This window comes from Spirillospora sp. NPDC047418, from assembly GCF_040643275.1.
Classification (GTDB): Bacteria; Actinomycetota; Actinomycetes; order Streptosporangiales; family Streptosporangiaceae; genus Spirillospora.
This window is the reverse complement of the sequence record NZ_JBEYTW010000017.1, coordinates 57,899-81,818: the sequence shown is the minus strand read 5'-3', so window position 1 is coordinate 81,818 and position 23,920 is coordinate 57,899. Positions and strand designations below refer to the sequence as shown.

General features: G+C 73.2%; 30 protein-coding genes and 1 pseudogene. 22 read left to right on the top strand and 9 right to left on the bottom strand.

The genetic code is table 11. The features are described 5' to 3' along the window. Window positions 1–12: 12 nt before the first annotated feature. From ABZ806_RS13915 to ABZ806_RS13895, 5 genes are all read left to right on the top strand, one after another. Entirely contained in the window at window positions 13–807 is a 795-nt protein-coding gene (locus ABZ806_RS13915) for a class I SAM-dependent methyltransferase (protein WP_500217476.1), read from the top strand. Beyond that, the gene (locus ABZ806_RS13910) at window positions 797–997 is read left to right on the top strand and encodes a hypothetical protein (RefSeq protein WP_500217473.1); all 201 of its coding nucleotides are present in this window, start codon (window positions 797–799) and stop codon (window positions 995–997) included. Before ABZ806_RS13915 ends, ABZ806_RS13910 begins: the two co-directional genes overlap by 11 nt. Further along, window positions 994–2,088, top strand: coding sequence for a ferritin-like domain-containing protein (locus tag ABZ806_RS13905; protein ID WP_500217471.1), 1,095 nt, complete (start codon window positions 994–996; stop codon window positions 2,086–2,088). The genes ABZ806_RS13910 and ABZ806_RS13905 overlap by 4 nt, the downstream gene beginning before the upstream one ends. Before the next feature lie 25 nt (window positions 2,089–2,113). Then, window positions 2,114–3,358, top strand: a complete 1,245-nt coding sequence (locus ABZ806_RS13900; protein ID WP_500217468.1) for a low temperature requirement protein A — start codon at window positions 2,114–2,116, stop codon at window positions 3,356–3,358. An 87-nt stretch (window positions 3,359–3,445) separates the two neighbouring features. After that, window positions 3,446–4,189, top strand: a complete 744-nt coding sequence (locus ABZ806_RS13895) for a TVP38/TMEM64 family protein (RefSeq protein WP_500217466.1) — start codon at window positions 3,446–3,448, stop codon at window positions 4,187–4,189. Between the two features lie 18 nt (window positions 4,190–4,207). On the opposite strand, the gene ABZ806_RS13890 is transcribed toward ABZ806_RS13895, so the two are convergent. The 3 genes and pseudogenes from ABZ806_RS13890 to ABZ806_RS13880 form a co-directional block, all read right to left on the bottom strand. Next, window positions 4,208–4,633, bottom strand: a complete 426-nt coding sequence (locus tag ABZ806_RS13890; RefSeq protein ID WP_500217465.1) for a cold-shock protein — start codon at window positions 4,631–4,633, stop codon at window positions 4,208–4,210. Window positions 4,634–4,784: 151 nt separating this feature from the next. Further along, window positions 4,785–5,786, bottom strand: a pseudogene (locus ABZ806_RS13885) (NAD(P)/FAD-dependent oxidoreductase); the annotation flags it as partial. A gap of 149 nt (window positions 5,787–5,935) precedes the next feature. Continuing rightward, the gene (locus ABZ806_RS13880) at window positions 5,936–6,289 is read right to left on the bottom strand and encodes a metal-sulfur cluster assembly factor (protein WP_500217462.1); all 354 of its coding nucleotides are present in this window, start codon (window positions 6,287–6,289) and stop codon (window positions 5,936–5,938) included. An 85-nt stretch (window positions 6,290–6,374) separates the two neighbouring features. On the opposite strand from ABZ806_RS13880, the gene ABZ806_RS13875 reads away from it, so the two are divergent. Beyond that, window positions 6,375–6,827 (top strand): hemerythrin domain-containing protein, encoded by a 453-nt coding sequence (locus ABZ806_RS13875; RefSeq protein ID WP_500217460.1) that lies wholly within the window; start codon window positions 6,375–6,377, stop codon window positions 6,825–6,827. Window positions 6,828–6,926: 99 nt separating this feature from the next. Here ABZ806_RS13875 and ABZ806_RS13870 read toward each other — a convergent pair whose 3' ends face one another. Continuing rightward, window positions 6,927–7,424, bottom strand: a complete 498-nt coding sequence (locus ABZ806_RS13870) for a DUF2249 domain-containing protein (RefSeq protein ID WP_500217459.1) — start codon at window positions 7,422–7,424, stop codon at window positions 6,927–6,929. A 90-nt stretch (window positions 7,425–7,514) separates the two neighbouring features. Between ABZ806_RS13870 and fdxA the strand changes: the two genes are divergently transcribed. The 6 genes from fdxA to ABZ806_RS13840 all read left to right on the top strand — a co-directional run bounded on the left by fdxA (window position 7,515) and on the right by ABZ806_RS13840 (window position 12,690). Continuing rightward, a complete protein-coding gene (gene fdxA, locus ABZ806_RS13865; protein ID WP_500217457.1) occupies window positions 7,515–7,856 on the top strand; it encodes a ferredoxin in 342 nt (113 codons plus the stop codon). An 86-nt stretch (window positions 7,857–7,942) separates the two neighbouring features. After that, window positions 7,943–8,449, top strand: a complete 507-nt coding sequence (locus ABZ806_RS13860; RefSeq protein WP_500217456.1) for a hypothetical protein — start codon at window positions 7,943–7,945, stop codon at window positions 8,447–8,449. Window positions 8,450–8,603: 154 nt separating this feature from the next. Next, window positions 8,604–9,338 carry a LysR substrate-binding domain-containing protein gene (locus ABZ806_RS13855; RefSeq protein WP_500217454.1) on the top strand — a complete coding sequence of 245 codons (735 nt, stop codon included), beginning with the start codon at window positions 8,604–8,606 and terminating at the stop codon, window positions 9,336–9,338. Window positions 9,339–9,392: 54 nt separating this feature from the next. Then, window positions 9,393–10,244, top strand: coding sequence for an SAM-dependent methyltransferase (locus ABZ806_RS13850; RefSeq protein WP_500217452.1), 852 nt, complete (start codon window positions 9,393–9,395; stop codon window positions 10,242–10,244). A gap of 22 nt (window positions 10,245–10,266) precedes the next feature. Next, window positions 10,267–12,531 carry an alpha-glucosidase gene (locus tag ABZ806_RS13845; RefSeq protein WP_500217450.1) on the top strand — a complete coding sequence of 755 codons (2,265 nt, stop codon included), beginning with the start codon at window positions 10,267–10,269 and terminating at the stop codon, window positions 12,529–12,531. Between the two features lie 30 nt (window positions 12,532–12,561). Beyond that, the gene (locus ABZ806_RS13840; RefSeq protein WP_500217448.1) at window positions 12,562–12,690 is read left to right on the top strand and encodes a hypothetical protein; all 129 of its coding nucleotides are present in this window, start codon (window positions 12,562–12,564) and stop codon (window positions 12,688–12,690) included. Between the two features lie 417 nt (window positions 12,691–13,107). On the opposite strand, the gene ABZ806_RS13835 is transcribed toward ABZ806_RS13840, so the two are convergent. Continuing rightward, window positions 13,108–13,740, bottom strand: a complete 633-nt coding sequence (locus tag ABZ806_RS13835) for a dihydrofolate reductase family protein (RefSeq protein WP_500217447.1) — start codon at window positions 13,738–13,740, stop codon at window positions 13,108–13,110. Between the two features lie 195 nt (window positions 13,741–13,935). Then, window positions 13,936–14,502 (bottom strand): hypothetical protein, encoded by a 567-nt coding sequence (locus ABZ806_RS13830; RefSeq protein ID WP_500217445.1) that lies wholly within the window; start codon window positions 14,500–14,502, stop codon window positions 13,936–13,938. 412 nt (window positions 14,503–14,914) lie between these two features. Between ABZ806_RS13830 and ABZ806_RS13825 the strand changes: the two genes are divergently transcribed. Further along, on the top strand, window positions 14,915–15,742 hold the full coding sequence (locus ABZ806_RS13825) for a helix-turn-helix domain-containing protein (RefSeq protein WP_500217443.1): 828 nt from the start codon (window positions 14,915–14,917) through the stop codon (window positions 15,740–15,742). A gap of 20 nt (window positions 15,743–15,762) precedes the next feature. Continuing rightward, window positions 15,763–16,098, top strand: a complete 336-nt coding sequence (locus ABZ806_RS13820; RefSeq protein WP_500217540.1) for a DUF397 domain-containing protein — start codon at window positions 15,763–15,765, stop codon at window positions 16,096–16,098. A gap of 258 nt (window positions 16,099–16,356) precedes the next feature. Here ABZ806_RS13820 and ABZ806_RS13815 read toward each other — a convergent pair whose 3' ends face one another. Together ABZ806_RS13815 and ABZ806_RS13810 are read right to left on the bottom strand one after the other, a co-directional pair. Then, window positions 16,357–17,544, bottom strand: coding sequence for a hypothetical protein (locus tag ABZ806_RS13815; RefSeq protein ID WP_500217544.1), 1,188 nt, complete (start codon window positions 17,542–17,544; stop codon window positions 16,357–16,359). After that, window positions 17,541–18,872, bottom strand: a complete 1,332-nt coding sequence (locus tag ABZ806_RS13810; RefSeq protein ID WP_500217441.1) for a hypothetical protein — start codon at window positions 18,870–18,872, stop codon at window positions 17,541–17,543. The genes ABZ806_RS13815 and ABZ806_RS13810 overlap by 4 nt, the downstream gene beginning before the upstream one ends. A 155-nt stretch (window positions 18,873–19,027) precedes the next feature. On the opposite strand from ABZ806_RS13810, the gene ABZ806_RS13805 reads away from it, so the two are divergent. Then, on the top strand, window positions 19,028–19,480 hold the full coding sequence (locus ABZ806_RS13805; RefSeq protein WP_500217439.1) for a TetR family transcriptional regulator: 453 nt from the start codon (window positions 19,028–19,030) through the stop codon (window positions 19,478–19,480). A gap of 12 nt (window positions 19,481–19,492) precedes the next feature. Here the strand turns inward: ABZ806_RS13805 and ABZ806_RS13800 are convergent, their stop codons facing one another. Continuing rightward, entirely contained in the window at window positions 19,493–20,020 is a 528-nt protein-coding gene (locus ABZ806_RS13800; RefSeq protein WP_500217437.1) for a dihydrofolate reductase family protein, read from the bottom strand. A gap of 69 nt (window positions 20,021–20,089) precedes the next feature. Here ABZ806_RS13800 and ABZ806_RS13795 point away from each other — a divergent pair, with 69 nt between their 5' ends. Genes ABZ806_RS13795 through brxD form a run of 7 tightly spaced genes read left to right on the top strand, consistent with a single transcriptional unit; the run spans window position 20,090 to window position 23,844 of the window. Next, window positions 20,090–20,401: a hypothetical protein gene (locus tag ABZ806_RS13795; RefSeq protein ID WP_500217435.1), complete on the top strand. Its 312-nt coding sequence runs from the start codon at window positions 20,090–20,092 to the stop codon at window positions 20,399–20,401. A gap of 30 nt (window positions 20,402–20,431) precedes the next feature. Then, on the top strand, window positions 20,432–20,722 hold the full coding sequence (locus ABZ806_RS13790; RefSeq protein ID WP_500217433.1) for a hypothetical protein: 291 nt from the start codon (window positions 20,432–20,434) through the stop codon (window positions 20,720–20,722). 43 nt (window positions 20,723–20,765) lie between these two features. Continuing rightward, window positions 20,766–21,356, top strand: coding sequence for a PadR family transcriptional regulator (locus ABZ806_RS13785; protein ID WP_500217431.1), 591 nt, complete (start codon window positions 20,766–20,768; stop codon window positions 21,354–21,356). Beyond that, a complete protein-coding gene (locus tag ABZ806_RS13780) occupies window positions 21,343–21,963 on the top strand; it encodes a GyrI-like domain-containing protein (RefSeq protein WP_500217428.1) in 621 nt (206 codons plus the stop codon). The genes ABZ806_RS13785 and ABZ806_RS13780 overlap by 14 nt, the downstream gene beginning before the upstream one ends. Window positions 21,964–22,015: 52 nt before the next feature. Continuing rightward, window positions 22,016–22,402 (top strand): VOC family protein, encoded by a 387-nt coding sequence (locus ABZ806_RS13775; RefSeq protein ID WP_500217425.1) that lies wholly within the window; start codon window positions 22,016–22,018, stop codon window positions 22,400–22,402. Window positions 22,403–22,411: 9 nt separating this feature from the next. Further along, window positions 22,412–22,534: a hypothetical protein gene (locus ABZ806_RS13770; protein WP_500217422.1), complete on the top strand. Its 123-nt coding sequence runs from the start codon at window positions 22,412–22,414 to the stop codon at window positions 22,532–22,534. Beyond that, window positions 22,531–23,844, top strand: coding sequence for a BREX system ATP-binding protein BrxD (gene brxD, locus ABZ806_RS13765; RefSeq protein ID WP_500217420.1), 1,314 nt, complete (start codon window positions 22,531–22,533; stop codon window positions 23,842–23,844). Before ABZ806_RS13770 ends, brxD begins: the two co-directional genes overlap by 4 nt. Window positions 23,845–23,920 lie beyond the last annotated feature (76 nt).

Below are 23,920 nucleotides of genomic sequence, written 5' to 3'. Positions count from 1 at the left end.
GGGGGGACCGCCGTGACCGCGGCAGCGATGACCGCCGAGTTCGACGACGTCGCCCGCTGGACGGCGGACGCGGTCGAGCTGCTCGGGGAGCGGCACGCGATCCCGGCCGCCTGCCGTGGCAGCGCGAGCCCGGCGGCGCTGGCCTGGCTGGGCGAGGCGTGCGAGCTGGCGCCGGGCGCCACGCTGCTGGACGTCGGCGCCGGGGCGGGCGGCCCGGCGGCCTGGGCGGCCGAGCGGTTCGGGGTCCGGCCGGTGCTGCTGGAGCGGATGCCGGCCGCGTGCCGGGCCGCCGCCCGGCTGTTCGGGCTCCCGGTGATCACCGCCGACGGCGCCCGGATCCCGTTGCGGACCGGGTCGGTGGACGCCGCCTGGTGCCTCGGGGTGCTGGACACCGTCCGGGACAAGCCCGCGCTGCTCGGCGAGATCCGGCGCGTCCTCGCGCCGGGCGCGCCGCTGGGGCTGCTGGTGGTCGTCGCGCGGACCCCGCTCGTCCTCGCGGCCCCGGACGGCAACCACTTCCCCACCCAGCGCGAACTCGCCGCGCTGCTGGACGGCGCGGGGTTCGACCTCGTCGAGCAGATCGACCGGCCCGGCGGCGCGCCGCTGGCCTGGTCCCGCCGCGCCGCGCAGGTCGCCGCGGTCGTGGCCGCCCGGCACCGCGGCGACCGCGCGTACGCGCTGGCGGCCCACCAGGGCGAGCGCTTCTCCCGGCTGCTCGCCTCCGGGCAGCTGTCGATGCAACTGGTCCACGCCGCCGGCCGGGTTCCGGCCCGGCCCGCAAGGAGACGAGACGCACGTGAACGGTGACAGGGAATTCGAGATCGAGCTGGAGATCGAGGTCGAGGAGGAACTGGTCCTCGCGGAGTCGAGCCGCCCGGAGGAGACCGCCGCCGCACCACCCTCGGAGTGGCTGTTCGACCCCACCGACGTCGAGCGCGACGTGATCGGCCTCCGCAACATCCTCGGCGCGGCCGAGGCACTGGAAGGCGACGCATGAACCACCCGACCGGTGATGCCGCCGTCCGGCGCCCGGCGCCGATCCCGACGCTCGGCGACCTCCGCGAGCACCTGCAGTGGGCGATCGAGCTGGAGCACGCGACCCTGCCGCCGTACCTGTGCGCGCTCTACTCGCTCGACCCGGAGCGGAACCCGGACGCCGTCCAGGCGCTGCGGAGCGTCCTCGCGGAGGAGATGCTCCACCTGGCGCTGGTCGCGAACCTGCTCAACGCGGTCGGCGGCCGGCCGCGGCTGGACGTTCCGGAGATGCTCCCGCCGCATCCCCGGACGATGCCGCACGGCGACCGCTCCCTGGTCCTGTCCCTGGCCCCCTTCGGAGCCGAGGCCGTCGAGATGTTCCTCCGCGTCGAGAGGCCGGCCCGGCCGGGCGCACCCGGGGAGGGCGACGGCTACGAGACGATCGGCCAGTTCTACGACGCCGTCGAGGACGGGCTGCGGGACCTGTGCGACCGGCTCGGGGAGCGGCGGGTGTTCTGCGGCGACCCGGCCCGCCAGGTGACGTCCGCCGGCTTCAGCAGCACCGGCGGCCGGCTGATCGCGGTGCGCGGCCTGGACTCGGCGCTCGCCGCGCTGACGGAGATCGTCGAGCAGGGCGAGGGCACCTCCCGCGGCGAGGTCTGGGACGGCGAGCGCGACGTCTTCCACCCCGGACGGGACGAGGTCGCGCACTACTACCGGTTCCAGGAGCTCAAGGCCGGCCGGCGTTACCGGCGCGGTGACACCCCCGAATCCGGGCCGACCGGCGAGCCGGTGCGCGTCGACCTGCGCGGCGTCCGGCCGATGCGGCGCGATCCGCGGGTGGGCGACCACCCGCCCGGCAGCGCGATCCGGGCGGCCCAGGACGCCTTCAACGGCACCTACTGCACCGTCCTGCAGATGCTGGAGCGGGCCTTCGACGGCGATCCGGCGGCGCTCGACGCCGCCGTCGGCGCGATGTTCGCGCTCCGGCGGCAGGCCGAGGCCCTGATGGGCATGCCCGAGGAGGGCGGCACGACCGCGGGGCCCACCTTCGCCTACGTCCCGCCGGAGTCGCGCGGCCGGGCCGCCGAGCCCGCGCGCAGCGCGCGGTGACCCGAATGTGCGCGGGGGCGGACCGGTGTCCCTGACGAGTGCGGGCACCGGCCCCGGCCCGCCCCGGCCGGGCGGCGGGATCCGGATCCGGGTGCGGATGCGGGCGCGGCCGATCGACGAGCCGCACCGCGCCGCGAGCCCGCTGGAGCTGCTGTTCGACCTGACGTTCGTGGTCGCGGTCGCGGCCGTCACGGCGCGGTTCGCGCACGACATCGCCGGCGGCCACGCCGCCGCCGGGCTCCTGCCGTTCCTCCAGGTCTTCTTCGCCGTCTGGTGGGCCTGGATGAACTTCACCTGGTTCGCCTCGTCCTACGACACCGACGACGTCGCCTACCGGCTGCTGACCATGGTGCAGATGGCGGGCGTGCTGGTCCTCGCCGCCGGGGTGCCGGCCGCGTTCGACCACGGCGACTACGGCGCCGTCACCTTCGGCTACCTGATCATGCGGATCGGGCTCGTCGCGCAGTGGGTGCGGGCCGGGACCGAGGACCCGGCGGGCCGCCGGACCGCGTTCCGCTACGCGGCCGGCATCGGCCTCCTGCAGGTCGGCTGGCTGCTGCGCCTGCTGCTGGACGAGGCGGGCGTGCTGCCGCCGTCCGCCCGGGTGCCCGCCTTCGCCGCGCTGGCCCTGCTGGAACTCGCGGTGCCGCGCCGGGCCGAGCGGGCGGCGCCCACCGCCTGGCACCCGCACCACATCGCCGAGCGCTACGGCCTCTTCACGATCATCCTGCTCGGGGAGAGCGTCCTCGCCGCGACCAGGGGCGTCGCGGGCGCGCTGGAGAAAGACGAGATCAGCAGCCCGTTCGTGGTGATCGCCGTGTCCGGGCTGGTCGTGCTGTTCGCGCTCTGGTGGCTGTACTTCCTGGCGCCGGCCGGCGAGGGGCTCAGCGACCGCCGGCACCGCTCCTACTGGTGGGGGTACGGCCACTACTGCCTCTTCTCGGCCCTCGCCGCCCTCGGCGCCGGCCTGGAGGTCGCGGTCGAGCAGTCGGCGCACGAGGTGTACGCGTCCGCCCTGGCGGTCTGCTACGCGGTCGCGGTGCCGCTCGCCGCGTTCCTCGGCACGCTGTGGCTCATCCACGCGTCGATCGTGGCGGACCCCCTCGCCCATCCGGCCGCGGTCGCGGCCTGCGTCGTCGCCGTCCTGCTGCTGCCGCTGGCGGCGCCGCGCCTCGGGGCGGCCGCGGTGATCGCCGCGTTCGCCGCGATCTGCGTGCTGCTGACCGGCGCCACCATCGCGTCGAGGCGTGCCGTGCCCGGCGGCGGGTGAGGCGGGCCGGGGCCGGTGCTTGGGATGCGGCGGCGGTTCCGATGGAATGGGGAGGCACACCCGACCCGTCCCCGGCAGGAGCCCCGCATGAGCCCCGACCCCGCCGCGCCGCCGGTCCCGTCCCCGCCCCCGTCCACGCCCCCGGCCGGACGACCGCGCGGACCGCTCGTGCGGCTGCTCGTGCTGGGCGCGCTGCTGCTGGGGCTCGGCGTGCTGGCGGTGCTGACCGGCGGCGCGCTGTGGGACGGCGTCAGCGACTGGGTCGAGTCGCTCGGCCGGTGGGGGCCGCTGGTGTTCGCGCTCTGCTACGTCCTGGCGGTGGCGGCGCTGGTGCCCGGTTCGGTGCTGAACGCCTCCGCCGGAGCGCTGTTCGGGATCGGCGTGGGCACCCTGGCGGTGCTCGCGGGCGCCACCGCGGGCGCGGCGCTCTCCTTCGGCCTCGCCAGGGTCCTCGGCCGCCCGGCCATGTCCCGCTACCTCGGGACGGGCCGGATCGCCCGCCTGGACGCGCTCCTGTCGCGGCGGGCGTTCGAGTCCGTCCTGGTCCTGCGGGTGGCGGGGGTGTTCCCGTTCGGCGCGGTCAACTACGGCGCCGGGGTGGCCGGGGTGCGGTTCGCGCCCTACCTCGCCGGGACCGCGCTCGGCATCGTGCCCGGCACCCTCGTCTACACCGGCCTCGGCGACGCGCTGCGCGAGCCCGGCTCCCCGCTGGTCTGGATCGCCCCGGTGGGCCTCATCCTGCTCAGCGCGTTCAGCTGGTGGCTGGCGCGGCTCGTCCGCTCCCGCACCGCCGGAGACCGCCCGGCCCCCGGGGACACCCCCGCCGCCTGACGGCGTCCGGCCGGCGGGTCAGTCTTCGCTCCAGCCGTGCTTGCGGGCCAGGGTCAGCAGGCTCTCGCGGAGCTTGAGGAGCTGGGCGCCGGTCAGGTCCGGGACGGTGTCGAGGACCAGCTCGGTCAGCTCGATGCGCAGCTCCCTCGTCGTGAGGACGTCGCAGAGGGCCTCGTCGTCGGCCGAGGAGACGCGCCCGCCACCGCCGCCGGGGACGAGGCGGTCGCCGATGACGCTCACGTCGAACGCCTTCAGCCCCCGCTCGCCGTCGATGAGCTCGTACTCGACCGACGTCCCTGTGGTGATGAGGCTCTTGTCGTCGTTCAGATCGTTCACGTGGACGAAGACGTCGGGACCGCCCTCGTCGGGGGTGATGAATCCGTAACCGCGAACCTCGTCGAACCGCGCGATCCTGCCCACATGTACCACGACGACATCCTTCACCGAAACGCACCTGCACCATCTGCACCGGAATGCGCGGTGGGCTCTCCGGTCGCGCCACGTCGTTCCGGCCGTCTGCCCCCAGAGTAGCCAAGGAGCCGCCCGGCGTGCGGGAGGCCGCGGCCGATCGGCCGCGGCGTCCGGGCCCGGCGCCCTAGCTGGCCGGCGGCGGGGACCGGTCCGGGCGGTAGGCGGCCAGGGCCGGTTCGCCGTGGTCGAGGTCGGCGGCGATCAGGTCGGCCAGGTGCGGGCCGAGCGTCATGCCGCTGTGGGTGACGGCGGTGTAGAGGCCGGGCAGGTGCCGGCCGACCAGCGGCCGCCCGTCCACCGGGAGCGGCCGGACGCAGCGCCGCACCGTCTGGAGGCCGGCCGCGAACGCGGGCAGGAGCGCGCGGGCGCGGCGGAGCAGTTCGGCGCCGCGGGCGTCGAGGTCGGCCGCCGGGGTGGCGAGGTCGGTGGCGTCGTCCAGGTCGGCGGCCTCCAGGACGAGCCCCTGCGACGGCGTCGGGCGCAGGTCGAGGCCGGGGGAGTGGACGACCCCGTTGACCAGGCCGGGCGCCGGGGTCGTGGTGGCGGTGAGGCCGGGCGCGGGCGACCCGGGCGCCGCGGCGTCCAGCAGGGGCAGGTCGAGGCCGGCGGTGGCCAGGAGCGCGGGGCTGTGCCGGCCCGCCGCGCAGATGGTGAGGTCGGCGTCCAGGTCCTCGCCGGTGCCGAGCCGGACACCGGTGACGCGTTCGCCGCGCAGCGTGAGCCGGGCCGCCGGGGCGCCGGTGACCAGCCGCGCTCCCGCCTCGCGGGCCCGTCCGGTGAGGGCCGCGACGGCGTCGGGGCCGTGCGCCCAGCCCTCCCCTGGGTAGTGGGCGATGACCGCCCCGGCGGCCGGGCGCAGCGACGGCTCGATGCCGCGCAGCCGGTCGGCCGTCACCAGCGCGGCCGGGTAGCCGAGGGCGGACAGCCGGGCGACCCGCTCGGCCAGCCGGTCCCGGTCCGGGCCGGCGATGGCCCAGGCGGTGTTCCCGGAGATGCGGAACCAGCCGGGGTCGCCGAACCCGCCGGCCAGCCGCCGCCAGGCGCCGAGGGCCGCGACGCGCAGCGAGTGGTAGGCGGGGTCGTCCGGGTCGTTGGCGTTGAGCCAGGCGAAGCCCGCGCCGGAGGCGCCCGCCGGCGGGCCGGTCCTGTTCGACCAGCGTCACTTCGGCGGCGTCCGCCCCGCCGGTGAGCCGGTCGGCGAGCGCGGCGCCGATGATCCCGCCGCCGACGATGAGGATGCGCACATCCCCAGCGTCGCATCCGCGGACCGGTTCGTCAGCCCCGCCAGCCGAGCATCTCCTTGGCGGCGTCGGTCATCATGTCCGGCTCCCAGACCGGGTCCCACACGAACTCGGTCTCGACGTCGTCGACGCCGGGCGCGCCCCACAGCGTGGAGCGGATCGTGTCCTCGAAGTAGTCGTTGAGCGGGCAGGCGGGGGTGGTCATGGTCATCCGGATGCGCGCCACGCCGTCGGCGACGCCGGCGCCGTAGACGAGGCCGAGGTCGATGATGTTGACCCCGAGCTCGGGGTCGATGACCTCGCGCAGCATCTCCCGGAGCAGCTGCTCGTCGGGCGGGCCGGCGAGCCATGCCGTCATCGGTCCGCCCGGGGTCGTGGGCTCGCTCATGTCATCACGTCCTCTCCGTCCCCTAGTTTTTACAGACCCTGTTGTATAAAAACAAGGGAGAGTCGAGGAGTGAGGGAGAGGCCACATGGGAAGCGAGACGCTGGCGGCGGCGCTGGAGCGCGAGCACCGCGAGATCGACGCGGGAATCGAGGCGTTCACGGCGAGCGGCGGGCAGGAGACCGGGCCGCTCAAGCACGCGCTGGACGCGCTGCGCCGCCACATCTACCTCGAGGAGGAGTTCCTGTTCCCGCCGCTGCGGGACGGCGGCCTGATGGCGCCGGTCTTCGTCATGCTGCGCGAGCACGGCGAGCTCTGGCGCACGATGGACCGGCTGGAGGGCGGGCTCGGCGGGGAGGCCGGGCAGGCCACCGCGCGGGAGCTGCTCGCCCTCCTGGAGCGGCACAACTCCAAGGAGGAGCCGATCCTGTACCCGCAGGCCGACGCGGTGCTGACGCCCGAGGCGGCCGACCGGCTGCGCGGGTTCATCGCCTCCGGCCGCACCCCCGAGGGCTGGGTCTGCCAGAACGCCGGGGCGTGAGGCACGGCAAGGGGGCCCGGTCGCGATGACCGGGCCCCCTTTCGGTGCCGCTCGTTTCGGTGTCGCTCGTTTCGGTGCCGCTCGGAGTGGCGGCCGTGCTCAGGCGGCGGCGGTGCGGCCGATGCGGACCCGCCAGGTCTCCGGCCCCTCCTCCAGGTAGTCCCAGGTGAACTCGCCGTCGTGCTCGGCGGCGAACTGGTAGTACAGCGGCTTCGGGTCGTGGTCGTTGATGAGCACGAAGCCCTCCCCGGAGCCGAGTCCCGTCCACGTCTCGAAGATCAGCGTGTGGCGGCGTGCGGGGGCCTCGGAGCGGACGTCGAGCGGGCGGTCCTCAGCGGTCATGGCGGTCTCCTTCGCGGTGTCGGTTCGTTCGCCCTCGGGCAGGCGGGCCAGGTAGTGCATGACGCCGTTGATGCGCTCGGCCTCGGCGGGATGCTCGTGGCGCAGCGCCGACCAGGCGTCGGCGGCGAGCCGGCTCGCCTGGTCGGGACGGCCCGCCTGCCCGAGCGCGCGGACCGCGCGCGAGAGCAGCCGGGTGAGCGCCGCCACCGGCTCGGGGGCCGGGGCGGGGCGGTCGGCCGTGGTCGTCGGACCCACCTCCCTCGGGTTTGTCCAACCCTGAATTGTTTATACGAGGACAGTAGTGCAAAATGGGTTCCGCTATCAACGTCGCCGAGGAGACCTGCCGTGACCTACGTGATCGGTGAGCCGTGCATCGATGTGATGGACCGCGCCTGCGTGGACGAATGCCCCGTCGACTGCATCTACGAGGGCGAGCGGTCGCTCTACATCCATCCGGACGAGTGCGTCGACTGCGGCGCCTGCGAACCGGTGTGCCCGGTCGAGGCGATCTACTACGAGGACGACCTGCCCGCCGCACTGGAGCCCTACCGCGAGGACAACGCGCGGTTCTTCGGCGAGACGCTGCCCGGCCGGGACGAGCCGCTCGACACCCCCGGCGGCGCCACCAAGCTGGGCGCGCTCGGCGTGGACACGCCGCTCGTGGCGTCCCATCCCCGCTCTGAATGATATTTCAGTTGATCTTGACCGGCGGGTCTCCCTAGGGTCGTGCGTGATCCATGAAGTCCAGCCCCGCAGGGGGAACGGGAGATCACGTGAAGCAGCGGATCGGCCGAATCGCGGTGGCGGGCATGGCCGCGGCATCGCTGGCCGGGCTCGGCACGCTGGTGACGGCGGGCCCCGCCAACGCCACCGACTCCAAGTGCGCGACCAGCCAGAAGGAGTACCCGACCAACGGCTACAACGCGGACATCAAGGTCGAGCTCTGCATCAGCCGCAACTGGGGCGGGTCCGGCGGCAGCAACAGCTACACCTGGGCCTGGGCCAAAGTGACCTGGGGCGACTCGGGCGCGGGCAAGTTCGAGAACTTCGACGTCCAGGTCCGGATCGAGCAGAACGACGCCGACATCAAGACCAGGACGTGCGACTTCACCTCGGCGGTGAACGGCAGCACGTCCGGCTCCAAGACGTGCCGGCTGCCCAGTTCGGGCTCGTACGTGAACATCAGCGGCAACACGGCCGACGGGCATGTCGTCGCCAACGTCAACGACGACGGCGAGGGCAACCACACCTGGGGCCTGCAGGGCACCGGAAAGATCTGAGCGGCCGGGGCCGGCGCCGGACGCCGGCCCCGACTCCGCGCGGCCCGCCTCACGGACGCTCGCGCGGGCGCTTGCGGGCGCGCGGCAGCGGGCTCCGGCGGCGGCGGGTCCTGGGTGCCGTCGCGTCCCCAGATTTCGGCGAGGCAGCCGCCCGATGACCGCCGCCACCTCCGGCTCCCAGTCCGGCTTCGCGCACCAGTCCGGCGGCAGGACGTCGTCCCACCGGTCGAGCAGCCCGCGCGTCGTGGCCGCGTACTCGCGCAGGTCGAGGACCCGGCCGTCCCTGACGAGGCCGGGGAAGGCCGGCCCGGCCACCGAGCGGCGCGAGTTCACGATCATCGCCTCGGGCTACGCGGTCGCCGCGTTCGGGGCCGCCCTGGCCCGCGCCCTGCTCGGCGCGGTCGACGGCCTGCTCATGCCGCACGGCGTCATCAGCGGCTTCCCCACGGTCGAGCTGTACCGGGACGAGTGGGTCTGCGTGGTCGCCGACGACCATCCCGACGTTGGCGACGCCATCACCCTGGACGACCTGGCCCGCCTGCCCTGGGTCGTCTACCAGCGCCCCTACGACGCGCCCGCCGCCCGCCAGCTCTCCACGCTCGGCCTGGAACCCCACGTGGAGGTCTCGGTGCAGAGCTTCCAGCTCCTCCCCACCCTCGTCGCGGGGACCCGCCGGGTCGCCCTCATCCAGCGGCGCCTCGCCGAACTGATGGCCCCGGTGGCGCGGGTGCGCGTCCTGCCGTGCCCGTTCGAGGCGGTGCCCGTCCAGGAGGCGCTGTGGTGGCACCCCGTCCACACCCAGGACGCGGCCCACAGCTGGCTCCGCGAGACCGCCGCCCGCGTCGCCGCCGGCCTCGCGTCCGGCCTCGCGTCCGGTCCGGCGGGATAGCATGTCGCCAAAGATCAGTTATGTCGGACAACATGCGAATCAGGTGGGGTTGTGGTGGCGGAGAACGATCCACGATCGGAGTGGCCGGGCGACCGCGCACCGTCCCTCGACCTGCGGACCGACGTTCCGCACTCGGCCCGCATGTACGACTACTACCTCGGCGGCAAGGACAACTACGCCGCCGACCGCGCCGCCGCCGAGCAGGTCCTGGAGATCTTCCCGGACGTCGCGACCGGCGCCCGCGCGAACCGCCGCTTCCTCGGCCGCGCGGTCCGGCTGGCGGCGGACATGGGCATCCGGCAGTACCTCGACATCGGCACCGGGATCCCGGCGTCCGACAACACCCACGAGGTCGCCCAGGCCGTCGCGTCCGACTCCCGCGTCGTCTACGTCGACAACGACCCGATCGTCCTGACGCACGCCCGCGCCCTGCTGGCCGGGACGGCCGAGGGCCGCACCGCCTACCTGGACGCCGACTTCCGCGACCACGAGAAGATCCTCGGCGCGCCCGAAACCCACGAACTGATCGACTTCACCGAGCCGGTGGCGCTGCTGACCGTCGCCCTCCTGCACTTCGTCCCGGACGAGGACGGGCCGGGCGACATCCTGGAGCGCTACAAGGCCGCCCTGCCCCCCGGCAGCGTGATGATCTTCTCCCACTCCACCACCGACCTGGTGGACGACCCGGAGGAGGCCGCGCGCGTGGTGGCCACCTACCGGGCCGGCGGGGTGAACCTGAACCCGCGCACCCGCGAGCGCATCACCGGGTTCTTCACCGGCTGGGATCTCCAGGACCCCGGCGTGGTCCCGGTCACCGACTGGCGCCCTGACGGCAACCCCCACGACGCCGCCCTCACCCAGGCCCAGGCCGGCGCCTTCGGCGGCGTAGCCGTCAAACCCGCCTGACCCCGGCTCCCGGACGGGCACGATGAGGACCCGGTACAGGGTGATCGCCGCCGTGCTGTCGGTGGCCGTGCTGCTGCCGCTCACGTCGTCCACGGCGCAGGCCGGTGTTCTCGACACGCTGTCGCCGGGTGCGCTCACGCTCGCGCCGGGCGCCGCCGCCCGCGCCGAGGTCGGCGGGTTCCGGGTGTCCGCCGACCGGCGGGAGGACGGGCGCGCCCGCCTCACGGTGACCGCCGGCGGCCGCACCGTCTGGGCTGCCTCCCCTGGGAGGTCCTTCGTCGCCGCCGCGCTGGGCCGGCTGTCGTGGCGCGAGCGGACCGGCATGTTCACCCCCGACGAGTTCGCCGGCTGGCGGCTGGCCGACCAGCGCATCGACCGCGTCACCCGGTCGTCCGGGGACGTGGTCGTCAGCGGCACGCTCAGCGGCGGCCCGCTCAGCGCGCCCTACACGTGGCGCGTCTCGGACGCCGGAACGGGGCGCCTGGCCGTCCGGGTCACGGTCGGCACGGTGACCGGCCTCGGCGTGCACCGCCGTCCGGACGTGGTGGCGCTGGCCTCCGCGCGCGGCCGCGGCGAGCGCTTCCACGGGTTCGGCGAGCAGTTCGCCCCGTTCGACCTGGCGGGGCGGCGCGTCCCGATCGTCGTCCGCGAGCAGGGCATCGGCCGGGGCCGCCAGCCGCTGACCGCGATGGTCGACCTGGTCTCCGGCCAGGGCGGCGCCTGGGACACCACCTACGCGCCGATGCCGTTCTACCTGACCAGCGAGAACCGGGGCTTCGCGCTGTCGGGCGGCCGCTACTCGGTGTTCGACCTGTCGCAGCCCGGCCTGACCGTCGTCCAGGCATGGGCCCCGGAGATGGACGCCGAGCTGTACACCGGCCGCGACCCCGCCGAGGTCCTCGCCGCCCGCACCGCCGCGACCGGCGGAATGTCTCCGCTGCCCGCGTGGACGCGCGACGGCGCCGTCCTCGGCCTGCAGGGCGGCACCGCCGAAGTCCGCCGGGTCGTGGACGAGATGCTCGCCGCGGGCACCGAGATCTCCGCGGTCTGGCTGCAGGACTGGACCGGCCGGCGCACCACCTCGTTCGGCGACCGGCTCTGGTGGACGTGGCAGCTCGACCGAACCCGCTACCCCGGCTGGGACGACCTGGTGGACGACCTGCACCGGCGCGGCATCAAGGTGCTGACCTACGTCAACCCCTTCCTCGTGGACCCGTCCGGGAAGCCCGGCGGCGTCCACCGCGACCTGTTCGCCGAGGCCCGCGACCACGGCTACCTGGTCACCGAGCCCGGCGGATCCCCGTACATGCTCGACCAGGGCGAGTTCTCGGCCGCCATGGTCGACTTCACGAACCCGGCGGCCCGCGACTGGTACGCGCGGGTCATCGCCACCGAGGTCGCCGGGGCCGGCGCGGACGGGTGGATGGCCGACTTCGGCGAGGGCCTCCCGTTCGACGCCGTCCTGCACGCCGGTTCCCCCGCCGACCTGCACAACCGGTGGCCGGTGGAGTGGGCGGAGGTCAACCGCCGCGCCTGCGAGCTGGCCGACCGCTCCGACTGCCTGTACTTCATGCGCGCCGCCTACACCGGCTCCCCGGCCCGGACGCCGCTGTTCTGGGCGGGCGACCAGCTCGTCGACTGGGACGCCCACGACGGCCTCGCGTCCGCCCTGCACGGCATGCTGTCGGCGGGTGTGTCCGGCATGACGCTCACCCACAGCGACATCGGCGGCTACACCGCCGTCGACACCCCGCTCGGCGACTACCACCGCTCACCCGAACTCCTCCAGCGCTGGGCGGAACTCGCGGCCTTCGGCGTCCTCTTCCGCACCCACGAGGGCAACAAGCCCGACCAGAACGCGCAGATCTACGACACCCCGGCGAGCCGTGCGTCGTTCGCTCGGTCCAGCCGCGTCTACGCGGCCCTGGCCGACTACCGCGCCACCGTCGAACGCGAGGCGGCCCGCGGCCTGCCCGCCCTGCGCCACACCTGGCTCGTCCACCCCGGCAGCCCGGCCGCGACGGCCGACGACCAGTTCTTCTTCGGCCCCTCCCTCCTCGTCGCCCCGGTCCTCACCCCGGGCGCGAAGACGGTCCAGGTCCACCTCCCCGCCGGCCGCTGGACGAACGTCTTCACCGGCCGCACCTACGGCGACCGGACCGGCGCGGCGAAACTGACCGTCCCGGCGCCCCTCGGCACCCCCGCCGCCTTCGTCCGCGAGGACGACCCACAAGGCACCAAGATCCGCACCGCCCTCAGAGAAGCCGGCCTGACCAAGACCCCTTGACCGAGATTCTGGCGTCTCCCCAGGTCAGATATGGGCTCTGATCTGCTTGACGGGATGGCCGAGTGCGTCGGCGATGGCGGCGAGTTCCTCGCCCTCGAACCAGGTGCGGTCGGGTTCCAGATCGCGATCTCGAAGCGGGCGAAGCCGCACGGCCAGTGATGGTCGGGCACGTCCAGCGATGTGACGGCACCGCAGCAGGGCACCGTCACGGCCAAGGCGGCGAAGCCGTCCGCACCATGGGCTTCGAGCAGGTCGCCCCACCACTCGGTGTCGATCGAGCCGCCGCAGTGCGGGCAGCCGATCCGTTCCAGATTGCCGCCGCAACCGACGGAGGTGAGGGCGTCATGCCAGGTGACGTCGATATCGACGTCCACCCCGCCGGGAACGCCGGGGGCAAGGTCCGCGACGAGCCCGGCGGCCCGCGCGGCCCGGACATTTCGGACCCTCGCCCAGCGACCACGCACGTCGCCAGCGCCACCGGATTCGTTGATCTGCGGCGTGTTGTTGTTATGAGCGCGTCGGAAGCAACAACACGCCGCAGGTCAACGCATTCGGTGAACCTTGGTGGACGTCGCGCTAGTTGCCGCGGTCGGGTGCGCTCATGTCTCCCGTCCCGGGCGTGCCCTCGGCGAGGCCGTAGCGCAGGTAGACGGTGCCCTTCGGGCTGGCCACCGGCGGTTCGAGGAGCGTGACGTTCGCCGGGACGGCGCCGCCGTCGAACACCTTCTTCCCGACGCCGAGCACGATCGGGTGCACCCAGAGGTCGAGACGGTCGAAGAGCTTCTCGCGCAGGAGAGTCTGCACCAGGTTCAGGCTGCCGACGACCTTCACGTGCTCGTGCCGGTCGCGGATCTCCCGGACCGCCCCGGCCAGGTCCGGGCCGACCTGCGTGGACCCGGCCCACGAGAGGTCGGGCCTGCCGCGGGAGGCCACGTACTTGGGGACGCTGTTGAAGAGCGTGGCGATCTCGTTGTCCTGGCCGCTCTCCTGGTGCGGCCAGTAGGCGGCGAAGATGTCGTACGTGCGGCGGCCGAGCAGTAGTGCGTCGGTGCCCTCGTACGCCGCGCCGACCTGTGCCCCGGCGACCTCGTCCATCAGAGGCGCCTGCCAGCCGCCGAACGGGAACCCCGCCGGGTCCTCGTCGGGGCCGCCCGGCGCCTGCCCGACCATGTCGAGGGTCGCGAACATCTCGATGTGGATGAGGCCCATGATCTACTCCCGATGAAGTGGTTGCGCGGTCGAAGAGGTGGACCCGCGGAGGCCCACAGACTCATCGCCGCGCGCTCCCGGTTCACACCTCCGCCGTGGTCATCTGGGGAGGCGGGACCCGTTCGCGGACGGGTGGGAGCCGCGCGGCGGGGGAGGGACGGGAGGAACCTCCCCCGCCGCGCGGCGGCTTGAGGGTCAGCGGCGGGTGCGAGCCCTGAAGATCGTCTCGATGAGGGCTTCGGGGTCGGGGGCGTTGACGATCCGCCATCGCGTTCCGCCGGGGATGAGAGCCCACCACTCCTCGGTGCAACTGCCCCACCAGCAGATGACGCCGGAGCGGTCTTGCAGGTCGGCGATCGTTTTCGCGTGGGGCTGGTTCGGGTGGGGGCGGGGGATGGGGCGCCGCTCGTCGGTGGTCCCGCGCCGGTGGGTCCGGGCCGCGAGGACGGCGGCCACGTACGGGGTGAGGATCCGGGTGATCCGCTCGGCCGCGTGGATCGGCTTGGTGTGCGGGGCCAAGTCCTCGCCCGTGCTCGACCGGTACCACCAGACATCGGGCGTCGTTCCGGGGACGAGCGTGATGCTCTCCCCGAAGTCCGGGACGGCCGGGTCGAAGACGCGTAGGAGTGGACGCCCGCCGTCGTAGCGCGGGACGGCCTTCCAGCCTTCGCGGATGACTTCCTGGGCAAGTCGGTCAAGGTGGACCGAAATGGACGAGGTCGGGGTGCCGGCGTTCAGATTCTTGGCTTCGATCCACCGCATTACCATTGCACCCGCTTACTGGGTTCGGACCTCCGCTGGGTGGACGCGCGATTGAGTTCGACTAGGAGCGCCCTACGGAGTTCTTCTGCGGTGTTGCGCACAACGGTCGGATCCACGCCGGCCTTAGGGTTGTGCAGAGTGGCGACCCAATCGCCGAGCCGTCCATCGTAGCGTGTCGCGCGCCAGATTCGATGGCCCTGGAAGTCCTCGCGGAGCAGGGCCAACGCCTGGTCATCAGGGTTGCCTGGCGTATCCATGATCGTTTGAACCTTCGGTGTGATTTCTCTCCGTTGCCGGTTCCAACCTTGCTGTAATCAAGTTACTCTTCGAAAGAGCAAGAAAGAACGAACGGGAAAATCCGCGCTCGCCCGTTCGAAAACGATCTTATTTTCAAATCCTCCCGGAGGTTCCTGTGCCTCGTCGTCCCCGCGACCCCGGCATCCCGTCCTCGCCCGCGGAATACTTCGGCACCGAGTTGCGTGCTAAGCGGGAATTGTCCAACTTGTCGCGACCGCAACTTGCGGAAAAGCTCGGCTACTCGCCTCAGAGGATCGGTCAGGTCGAGTTGGGTGGGAGTCCTCCGTCCGAGGACTTCGCTAAGGACTGCGACGTCTTCTTCAAGACGGACGGATCGTTCCACCGCATCTGGAAGTGGATCCGGGACTTCGGGCGACTCGCCGCCCTGCCCCCCGGCTTCCCCGACTTCATCGCACGCGAACGCGAGTCCGAGGTGATGCACGTGTTCGAGACGATGGTCATCACCGGCCTGTTCCAGACCCCCGAGTACGCCTATGAGGTGCTCAAGTCCGACAAAACGTCCGAGACCGTTGAGCACCTCGTCGCGACCCGAATGGAGCGACAGGAGATCCTCAAGCGGGAAAACCCGCCGTACGTGGTCGCGGTCTTCGACGAAGGCGCCATCCGTCGTCCGCTCGGAAGCGTCGAGGTCATGAGGAGGCAGATCCAGCATCTCATCGACCTTGCTGAGCTGCACAACATCGTGATCCAGATCGTCCCGACGGCCAAGGGAGGCTATGCGGGGCTGCCCGGCTCATTCACGGTCATGAGTTTCCGAGACGACGTCGATGTCGTGCACGTCGGTAGTCACGTGGGAGCGCAGCTCATCGATCACCCTGACGGCGTCCGGAAGTATCGGGTACGTTTCGATTTGATCAGGGGTGCGGCGATGTCCGCTGACGACTCCTTGGGCCTGCTCCGGACGATCTTGGAGGACCTGTGAACACGCAGGATGTGTCTGCCATGCAGCGGTGTAAGAGCTGCCGCAGTGGTGACACCGGCGGAGGGTGCGTTGGGGGCGCGCTGGTCCCGGCGCGCTGGCGCAAAAGCAGCCACAGCGATGATACCGGCGGCCAATGCGTAGAGGTCTCGTCATTGGTGCCCGTATCCATTGCCGAGTGGCGAAAGAGTAGCCGCAGTACCAACATCGGGGGCCAGTGCGTCGAGGTGGCGGACTTGGCGGCGGCGGTGGCGGTGCGGGACTCCAAGGACCCGGACGGGCCGAAGCTGATCTTCGGTCCGGACGCGTGGCGGGCATTCGCCTCCCAGGTCAGGACCGGCACCCTCGACCTGGCCTGAGCCCCGAACGCCCCAAGCCCCCGGCCCGGCCCGAACGTCACGGGGCGGGGGGCTTCACGTGTGAGACGTCCGCTCAGGCCCGGCTCGGATGTCCCCTCGGCCGCACCTTCGAGGCGATCAGGGCCGCGATGATCGCGCTCCTCGCAAGCACGACGACCGGGCCCGCGCCCGCGCCATGGAGGGCGGGGTCCATCGGCGCGGGCGACGGCGGACGGGCCACTGGCGCCCAGGGGCGAAAGGGGCGGCTGGGCCGGATGGTCAGTGGGTGGTCAGTGACTGGGCGACCTCCTGGGCTGCCGCGTAGGCGCCTCGTAGGGCGTGCTTCCTGCTGAGCGGTTCGCGTTCGTCCGTCGCCTCGTAGGTCACCCGGACCAGCACGTTGCCGTCCCGGAAGACGACCTCGCCGGGGACGACCTCGGGGACCTGCACGGCGAACGCCTGGTCGCCCAGGCCGGTCACGGCGCGGAAGTACTTCCTGTCGTGGACGCTCAGCGTCTCCTCCGCGCGGGCGTCGGCGTGCCGCATCACGTACTCGCGGGTGGCGAGCCGGGCGCCGTCGAACAGGCCCGAGCCCGGGACGACCGCCGCGGAGACCGCGAGTTCGCGGTCCATCGACCGCCACGAGCAGTTGCTGACCTCGGCGTCCTTGATGGCGAGGGCGCCGCCGCGCGAGGCGGGTTCGCCGGTGACGGAGTCGCCCTCCACCAGCCGGTGCAGGGTCCGCTCGGACACGGCCGCGCACAGGTCGGGGACGGTGCGGGCCGGCGTCGGCCGCGGCGCCGCGGCGATCGCGGGGTGCGCGGGCGTGCGCGTGCCCAGGGCGGCGGCGACCTCGGACGCGGCGGCGAACGCGCCGTCCCGTGCCGTCTCCTCCGGGAGCGGCAGGAAGAGCGAGCGGTACTGGACGGTGACGTTCGCGTTCCCCACCCGCATCACGACCGTCGCGCCGGTGGACGGGGAGACCTGCACGAACGCCTCGTCGCCGAGACCCGTCACCGCCGTGCCGGTCACGTTGGACCATTTCGGGCCCAGCGACTTCATCGCCGCGGCGGCGGGCGCCCGGCCGGTCTGCGGCACCCCCGGCCGCAGCGCCGTGCCGGCGAACAGGGTGAACCCGACCGACAGGTGCCGCTCGGACTTCCGGTCGTCCCGGTGCGACGACCACGTGCAGGTGCCCTGGCCGCCGTCCTTCGCCGTCCGCGCGTCGGGCACCAGCCGGGCGAGCGTGGCGGCGGAGACCCCGCAGCGCTCCGGGTACGCCCCGACGGCCGGTCCCGCCGGCACCCGGTCGGGCCCGGCCGGCGGGTCGGGCAGCCGGTCGAGGCTTCCGGGCGACGGCAGCGCCTTCACCAGGACGATGCTGAGCACGATGACGACGACGGCGGCGAACAGGACGGCCCCGCCGGTCCCGTTCGGCGATGCGGTGGTCCGCGGCGTTCCCGTCATGACCGCAACGACCTCTCCACCGCGACGGCGACCGTGTAGGCGCTGTCGACCAGCCGGTTCCCGCTCAAGGGCGTCTCCTCATCGGCGCCCTGGTAGGACACCTCGACCAGTAGGTTGCGTTTCTGGAAGACCACGAAGCCCTCGTCGCCGCTCGACGACGTCCGCGCGGCCCGGGTGACCGCGAACGCCCGCTCGCCGGGCCCGGCCAGGGGCTCGAACCCGGTGAACCGGTCTGATCCCGGGGCGTTGCCGGCCCGCATGTTCTCGTAGACGCCCAGGTACCGGCGCGCCGCCGTGAATGCCCCGAGACCGGGCACGCGGTCCTCCTCGACGATGATCGCGACCGTGAGGGTGCGCGACTGGCCCTCGCCGGAGTACCGGGACGTGCGCGCCTTCCACGTGCAGGCGTCGGTGGACGTCCCCGGCCAGTTCAGGGCGGGGAGCAGGGACGCGGTGGCCCGCCTCCGGTACGCGCCGCGCGCCACCTTGTCGACGGTGGCCGCCGCGACCGCGTCGCACGGTTTGGGGACGTGCCGCACCGGCGGCGTGCCCGGATGCTTCACCCGGCTCAGTACGGGCCGCGCCGCCGTGCCCATGCTCTTCGCCGTCTCCGACGCCGCCGCCAGGGCGCCGTCCAGCGCGGTCTTCTCCTGGATCGTCCTGCGCCCGCCGCGCACGGCGTCCCAGCCCCGGTAGCGGATCGTCGCGACGGCGTTGCCGACGCGGAACTTGACGATCGCGCCCTCGGTCTCGGTGTCCGCCGAGTAGCGGGCGGTGGCCTCCTCGCCCAGCCCCTCCACGATCTGGGGACGGGCAGGGCCCCGCGCGAAGGCCGGTGTGTCGTCCATCAGCCGCAGCGCGTCGCTGATCGGCGACTGCAGGCGACTCCCGGCGAGGGCGATGTCGACGTCGAGGACGCGCTCGTTGCGGAAGTCGCCGGTGCAGAAGCCGCACTTGGCCTTGCCGTCGTCCAGCGAGTACCACATGCAGCTGCCCGGGCCGCCCGCCCGGAAGACACCGCCCTTCTCGGCGTCGGGGTCGGAGCCGGGCGCGAGCCTGGCGGCCGTGCCCTTCGACACCCCGCAGTTGGCGGGCACCTTCTGCACGATCCGGCCGGCCGGGACGGGGTCGGCGGTGGCGGGCGCGGCGGTCAGGGGCCCGTCGGAGATCCCGCCCGGCCCGGCCCGCTGCGCGGCGACCGCGGCGACGGCGGCGGCGACCAGCACGAGGGCGAGCGCCGCGGCCACCGCGCCGCGCCGCCACTTACGGTCTGTCCGCAACCGGTGTGCGAGACCGGTGGATTCGGGATCGGTATCGGGAGCGGGCATGCGAACTCCAGGCCAGGGGCGGGTGCTGACCCGCTTGGATCCCTTGGGGGACGGGAACGTTCCGCAAGGACGTGTCCGGTTTCGGCCACGCCCATTTCCCCGGACGGTCAGCGGCCGTCCTCGACCGCCGCTAGACGCGCGGCGTCCGCGTCGTCGTGGTCGCCGATGCTGAGGGGGACGCCGTCGCGAACAGGGAGCGGATCCTGGCGGCGGCGGAGCACGCCTTCCGGGAGCGCGGCATGGCCGTCGACATGCGCGCCGTCGCCGCGGCGGCCGGGGTCGGCGTCGGCACCCTCTACCGGCATTTCCCGGCCCGGGAGCACCTCGTCCAGGCGGTGGCGGGAACCGACCTCGCCGACCTGGCCGGGGCGTCCCTTCCCGAGGGGATGCCCGCGATGGCCGCTCTCCGCGCGTTCTTCACCGCGGCGCTGGCCCGGCTCGGCCAGGAGGCCGTCGACCGCTCCCGCACGGACCACACCCTCGCCGTCGATGTGCCCGCCCGCGACATCGCCTACCAACTGCTCGGGCTCGTCCGCGTCGCACCGCTGATCCCCGACGGCATCGAGCACGAGGTGGAACTCGCCCTGCGCGCCCTGGCCGCGAAGTAGCGGCGCCGGACGTCAGTACGCGACGCGGTACCAGTGCGCCGACTCGCCCGGGAGCCGCTCCAGCCCGACCCGCTCGCCGCCGGGGTTGTCGAACAGCGGGACCCCGTCCCCGAGGAGCACGGGGGCGATGAAGACGAGCACCTCGTCCAGGACCTTCGCTTCGATGCACTGCCGGGCGACGTCCGCGCCCAGGACGTTGACGTAGCGGTCCCCGGCGGCGGCCCTGGCCTCCGCGACCGCAGTCCCGAGGTCGCCGGCGAACGTGACCCCCGCCGGAGGCCCGGCCGGTGGCCGGTGCGTCAGGACGACCACCGGCCCCTGGTACTCGCCGCCGAACGCGCCCTCCTTGTCGGTGCCCTTGTTCGGGTCGTCCCCGCCGAACGTGCGGTTGCCGACGAGCAGCGCGCCGATCTGCGCGAGCAGGCGCTCGGCGGTCGGATTCGGTTCGCCGAGGTGCTCGGTCAACCAGGACATGTCCCCGCCCGGCCCGGCGATGAAGCCGTCGAGCGACATCGTCGCCGAGTACAGCAGCTTGGCCACAACTCTTCCTTCCGTCGGTTCCGAAAGAAAGACTCCCCCCGAACCCGGTGCTCATCGGAGCCTCCCGGCGTGCATCCTCCACCCGGGGCCTGGCGCACGGGGCTCCTTGGCACCGTCGCCGTCGCGCTCGTCTCGGGCGTCCTCCCGCTGTGGTTCGGGCTGCCGCGATGGCTGGACGGCCCGCAGCGCGACGCCGAGCGCGAGGTCAGAGGGACGATGACCGCCGGACTGGAGGCGGCGGCCCGCGCGGGCCGCCTCGACGCGCACGCCGCATTGCGCGCGGCCCGGGCGTCCAACACCCGGCTGCTGCGCTTCGCCGACGGCGGGGACGGCACGCGAGTCGACGAACCGCACGTGGGAATCGCCAGGCAGGACCAGTGAGCCCGGCCGCCCGGCACCCGTCCCCAGGCCATGGCGCGCATCTGGAAGACCGCCGAGAAGACGCGCGCCGCACTCGCCGCCGCGAACGAGGACGGGCCCATCACGCGGGAACGGGTGCGGCCCGCCGTCGCCGGGGACCTGGGCGCGCTGTGGTCTTTCGAGCGGCAGAGCAGCGCCGAGACGACCGCCGTCGCCGACTACATCTCCCTCACCGCGTCCGGAGAGGTCGAAGCCGCCGAATGCGCCGAGTTCCACATCGTCCGGGGACCGGAAACGCGCACGGTCACCCTCCATCGGCTGCCGAGCTGCCCCGCCTCCTGACCGGAATGCCCGCTCCCTTGTATTCTAGTACTAGAGTAAAGCGATGGCCGCCGATCTGACGCCCGCCGAGCTGACCCTGCTCGGCCTGCTCGTGGAGAAGCCGAGACACGGTTATGAACTGGACGAGGTCATCAGCGCGCGCGGCATGCGCGAGTGGACCGAGATCGGCTTCAGCTCGATCTACTACCTGCTGGCCCGGCTCCGCGACCGCGGGCTGATCGCCGAGGTCGAGGCGTCCAGGCCGGCGCGGGGCAGGGCCCGCCGGGTCTACGCGCCCACGGACGAGGGGCGCCGGGCGTGCGCGCGGGCGGCCGAGGCCGTGGTGGCCGAACTCCGACCGGTGTTCCCGCCCGTCCTGGCCGGGCTGGCCAACCAGCCGGTCATCGAACCCGACCGGCTCCGGGCCGCGCTCGACCGGCGGGCCGCGGCCCTGGCGGAGAAGATCGCCGCCATCGGCGCCGCCCGCGACGCCCAACCGGGGATGCCCGGATTCGCCCGCGCCATCTTCGACTACGCGTTGGGCCAACTGGCCGCTGAACGGCAATGGCTGGCCGCCTACCGGGCGGAACTGGACGGCCCCGGCCGATCAACCGACAACCCCCACCCGGAAGGCGACGGCCATGACCCGATATGACGTCAAGCGAGAACTCAAGCAGTACTACGCGCCCAAGAACAGCGAGTGGGCGCTGGTCGACGTGCCGGCACAGCGGTTCATCGCCGTCGACGGCCGCGGCGACCCCAACACCAGCGCCGACTACGCCCGCGCCGTCGAGGCCCTCTACAGCGTCGCCTACACGATCAAGTTCGCCAGCAAGCGGACCCTCGGCCGCGACTTCGTCGTCGGGCCGCTCGAAGGGCTGTGGTGGTCCGACCGCCCGGAGGTGTTCACCGCCCGCGCCAAGGACGCCTGGCAGTGGCGGATGCTCATCAGCCAGCCCGACTGGATCACCGAGGACTTCATCGACGAGGCCAAGCAGGCCGCGCTGGCGAAGAAGGGCCTCCCAACGATCGCCGACGTCCGCTACGAGACCCTGCACGAGGGCACCAGCGCCCAGCTCCTGCACATCGGACCCTACGACGACGAGGGACCCGTACTCGCCAAGCTCCATCACGAGTACCTCGCCGCCAACAACCTGCGGATGACCGGACACCACCACGAGATCTACATCGGCGACCCCCGCCGTGCCGAACCCGCCAAACTCAGGACCGTCCTCCGGCAACCGGTGCGGACGGCGAACTGACGCGATGATGCCGAACCACCGGAATCACGCGTGGCTTCGTAGACTCGTGGTCATGCTCAGACTCGGGTTCCCGGTGATCGGCGTGACCGATGTGCCGCGCGCGGTGGCGTTCTGGACGTCCGCCCTGGACTTGGTGGCGGTACCAGAGCGGGAGAGCCCGACTTGGCGGACACTGGAGCACGCGGACGGATCAGGCCGGGCACTGGGCCTGATGCGCAGCGAGTCGCCCGCCGAACCGCACCCGCGTATCCATCTCGACCTGCTGGTGGACACCACGGCCGAGCAGGAGTCCGAAGTCGCGCGCCTGATCGGGCTCGGGGCGACCAGGCTCGCCTGGGACCTGTATCCACCGGACCCCGACTTCGTCGTCCTGGCCGACCCGGACGGCAACGCCTTCTGCGTGGTGGACCAGAGCCGGGCCCCGTCCGGCCCGGCGTAAGGTTCGACCGTGGCCGCGGAGAAGAGCGCGGCGCCGCGCACGCCGAAGCCCAGGGGCGGGACGAAGGACGTCTTCGCCCCGCCCGGCACGGAAGCGGAGCCGCTGCGCGAGCGGTTCGAGGTGGACGGATGAGGCGGGCCGGCGCCGTCCGGCGGCGGGAGGTCATCGACGCGCTGCGGCGCGGCACCGTCCCGCGCAGCGGCCTCGACCTGTTCGCCGTCGGCCTCGACCGGTTCGCGGGCGCGCTGGACGACCAGCTCGCCGCCGTCGGCAAGGGCGGCTCGGCGTTCCACGCGATCCGCGGCGAGCACGGGTCCGGCAAGACGTTCCTCGCGCGCTGGCTGGGGGAGCGCGCCAAACGCGCCGGGCTCGCCGTCGCCGAGATCCAGATCTCCGCGACCGAGACGCCGCTGCACCGCCTGGAGACCGTCTACCGGCGGCTCACCGAGCGCCTCGCCACCGCCACGCACCCCGCCGGGGCGCTGCGCCCCATCGTCGACCTGTGGTTCTACACCCTCGAAGAAGAGGTGCTGGACGCGGGCGCGGCCGCCGAGGACGACCCCGCCGGGCTGGCCCGCGCGGTCGGCGAGCTGATGGAGCGGCGGCTCGCCGAGGTCGCGCGGACCACGCCCGCGTTCGCCGCCGCGCTGCACGGCTACCGCCGGGCCCGGGAGGACGGCGACGCCGCCACCGCCGAGGCGCTCATCGCCCGGCTCGGCGGCCGGAGGCCGTCGGCGCGGCGGGCCGCCGGGGTGCGCGGCGACCTCGACCACCGCGGCGACCTCGACCACCGCGGCGCGCTCGGGTTCCTGCGGGGGCTGCTGACCGTGCTGCGGGACTGCGGCCATCCCGGGCTGCTCGTCGTCCTGGACGAGACCGAGACGCTGCAGCGGGTGCGCGGCGACGTCCGCGAGAAGGGGCTGAACGCGCTCCGGCGGCTGCTCGACGAGATCGACGGCGGCGGCTTCCCCGGCCTGTTCCTGGTCGTCACCGGCACCCCCGCGTTCTTCGACGGGCGGCAGGGTGTGCAGCGGCTCGCCCCGCTCGCGCGACGGCTCGCGACCGACTTCACCCCCGACCCGCGATTCGGCTCGCCGCCCGCCGTCCAGCTCCGGCTCACCGGTTTCGACCTGCCGAAACTCGGGGAACTCGGGCGCAGCGTGCGGGACCTGTACGCGGCCGGGGCCTCGCCCCGCGTTCCGGAGAAGGTGGACGACGCCTACATCGCCGGCCTCGCCGCCGCCGTCACCGGCGAACTCGGCGGGACGGCCGGCGCCGCGCCCCGGCTCTTCCTGCGCACACTCGTCGCCGACGTGCTCGACCGGGTCGACGAGTCCCCCGACTTCGACCCGCGCCGCGATTACGCGCTCACCGTCTCCTCCGAGGAACTGACCGAGACCGAACGCGACGCGGCCGGGGACGTCCACCCGGACCCTTCGTGAGCCGCCGTCATCGCCGCTCTCCACAAAGGCGAGAAACGCCTCGCCTCCAGGAGCACGCGGCCGGAAACCGGCCGTG

Bases quoted from the DNA above. Each gene is read 5' to 3' on its own strand.
- ABZ806_RS13815 (WP_500217544.1), bottom strand. From the start codon at position 17,544: ATGACGGGAACGCCGCGGACCACCGCATCGCCGAACGGGACCGGCGGG.
- ABZ806_RS13905 (WP_500217471.1), top strand. From the start codon at position 994: ATGAACCACCCGACCGGTGATGCCGCCGTCCGGCGCCCGGCGCCGATC.
- ABZ806_RS13830 (WP_500217445.1), bottom strand. From the start codon at position 14,502: ATGCGGTGGATCGAAGCCAAGAATCTGAACGCCGGCACCCCGACCTCG.
- ABZ806_RS13820 (WP_500217540.1), top strand. From the start codon at position 15,763: ATGCAGCGGTGTAAGAGCTGCCGCAGTGGTGACACCGGCGGAGGGTGC.
- ABZ806_RS13875 (WP_500217460.1), top strand. From the start codon at position 6,375: ATGGGAAGCGAGACGCTGGCGGCGGCGCTGGAGCGCGAGCACCGCGAG.
- ABZ806_RS13785 (WP_500217431.1), top strand. From the start codon at position 20,766: ATGGCCGCCGATCTGACGCCCGCCGAGCTGACCCTGCTCGGCCTGCTC.
- ABZ806_RS13855 (WP_500217454.1), top strand. From the start codon at position 8,604: ATGACCGCCGCCACCTCCGGCTCCCAGTCCGGCTTCGCGCACCAGTCC.
- ABZ806_RS13895 (WP_500217466.1), top strand. From the start codon at position 3,446: ATGAGCCCCGACCCCGCCGCGCCGCCGGTCCCGTCCCCGCCCCCGTCC.
- ABZ806_RS13790 (WP_500217433.1), top strand. From the start codon at position 20,432: ATGGCGCGCATCTGGAAGACCGCCGAGAAGACGCGCGCCGCACTCGCC.
- ABZ806_RS13835 (WP_500217447.1), bottom strand. From the start codon at position 13,740: ATGGGCCTCATCCACATCGAGATGTTCGCGACCCTCGACATGGTCGGG.
- brxD (WP_500217420.1), top strand. From the start codon at position 22,531: ATGAGGCGGGCCGGCGCCGTCCGGCGGCGGGAGGTCATCGACGCGCTG.
- ABZ806_RS13775 (WP_500217425.1), top strand. From the start codon at position 22,016: ATGCTCAGACTCGGGTTCCCGGTGATCGGCGTGACCGATGTGCCGCGC.
- ABZ806_RS13880 (WP_500217462.1), bottom strand. From the start codon at position 6,289: ATGAGCGAGCCCACGACCCCGGGCGGACCGATGACGGCATGGCTCGCC.
- ABZ806_RS13780 (WP_500217428.1), top strand. From the start codon at position 21,343: ATGACCCGATATGACGTCAAGCGAGAACTCAAGCAGTACTACGCGCCC.
- ABZ806_RS13845 (WP_500217450.1), top strand. From the start codon at position 10,267: ATGAGGACCCGGTACAGGGTGATCGCCGCCGTGCTGTCGGTGGCCGTG.
- ABZ806_RS13840 (WP_500217448.1), top strand. From the start codon at position 12,562: ATGGGCTCTGATCTGCTTGACGGGATGGCCGAGTGCGTCGGCGATGGC.
- ABZ806_RS13810 (WP_500217441.1), bottom strand. From the start codon at position 18,872: ATGCCCGCTCCCGATACCGATCCCGAATCCACCGGTCTCGCACACCGG.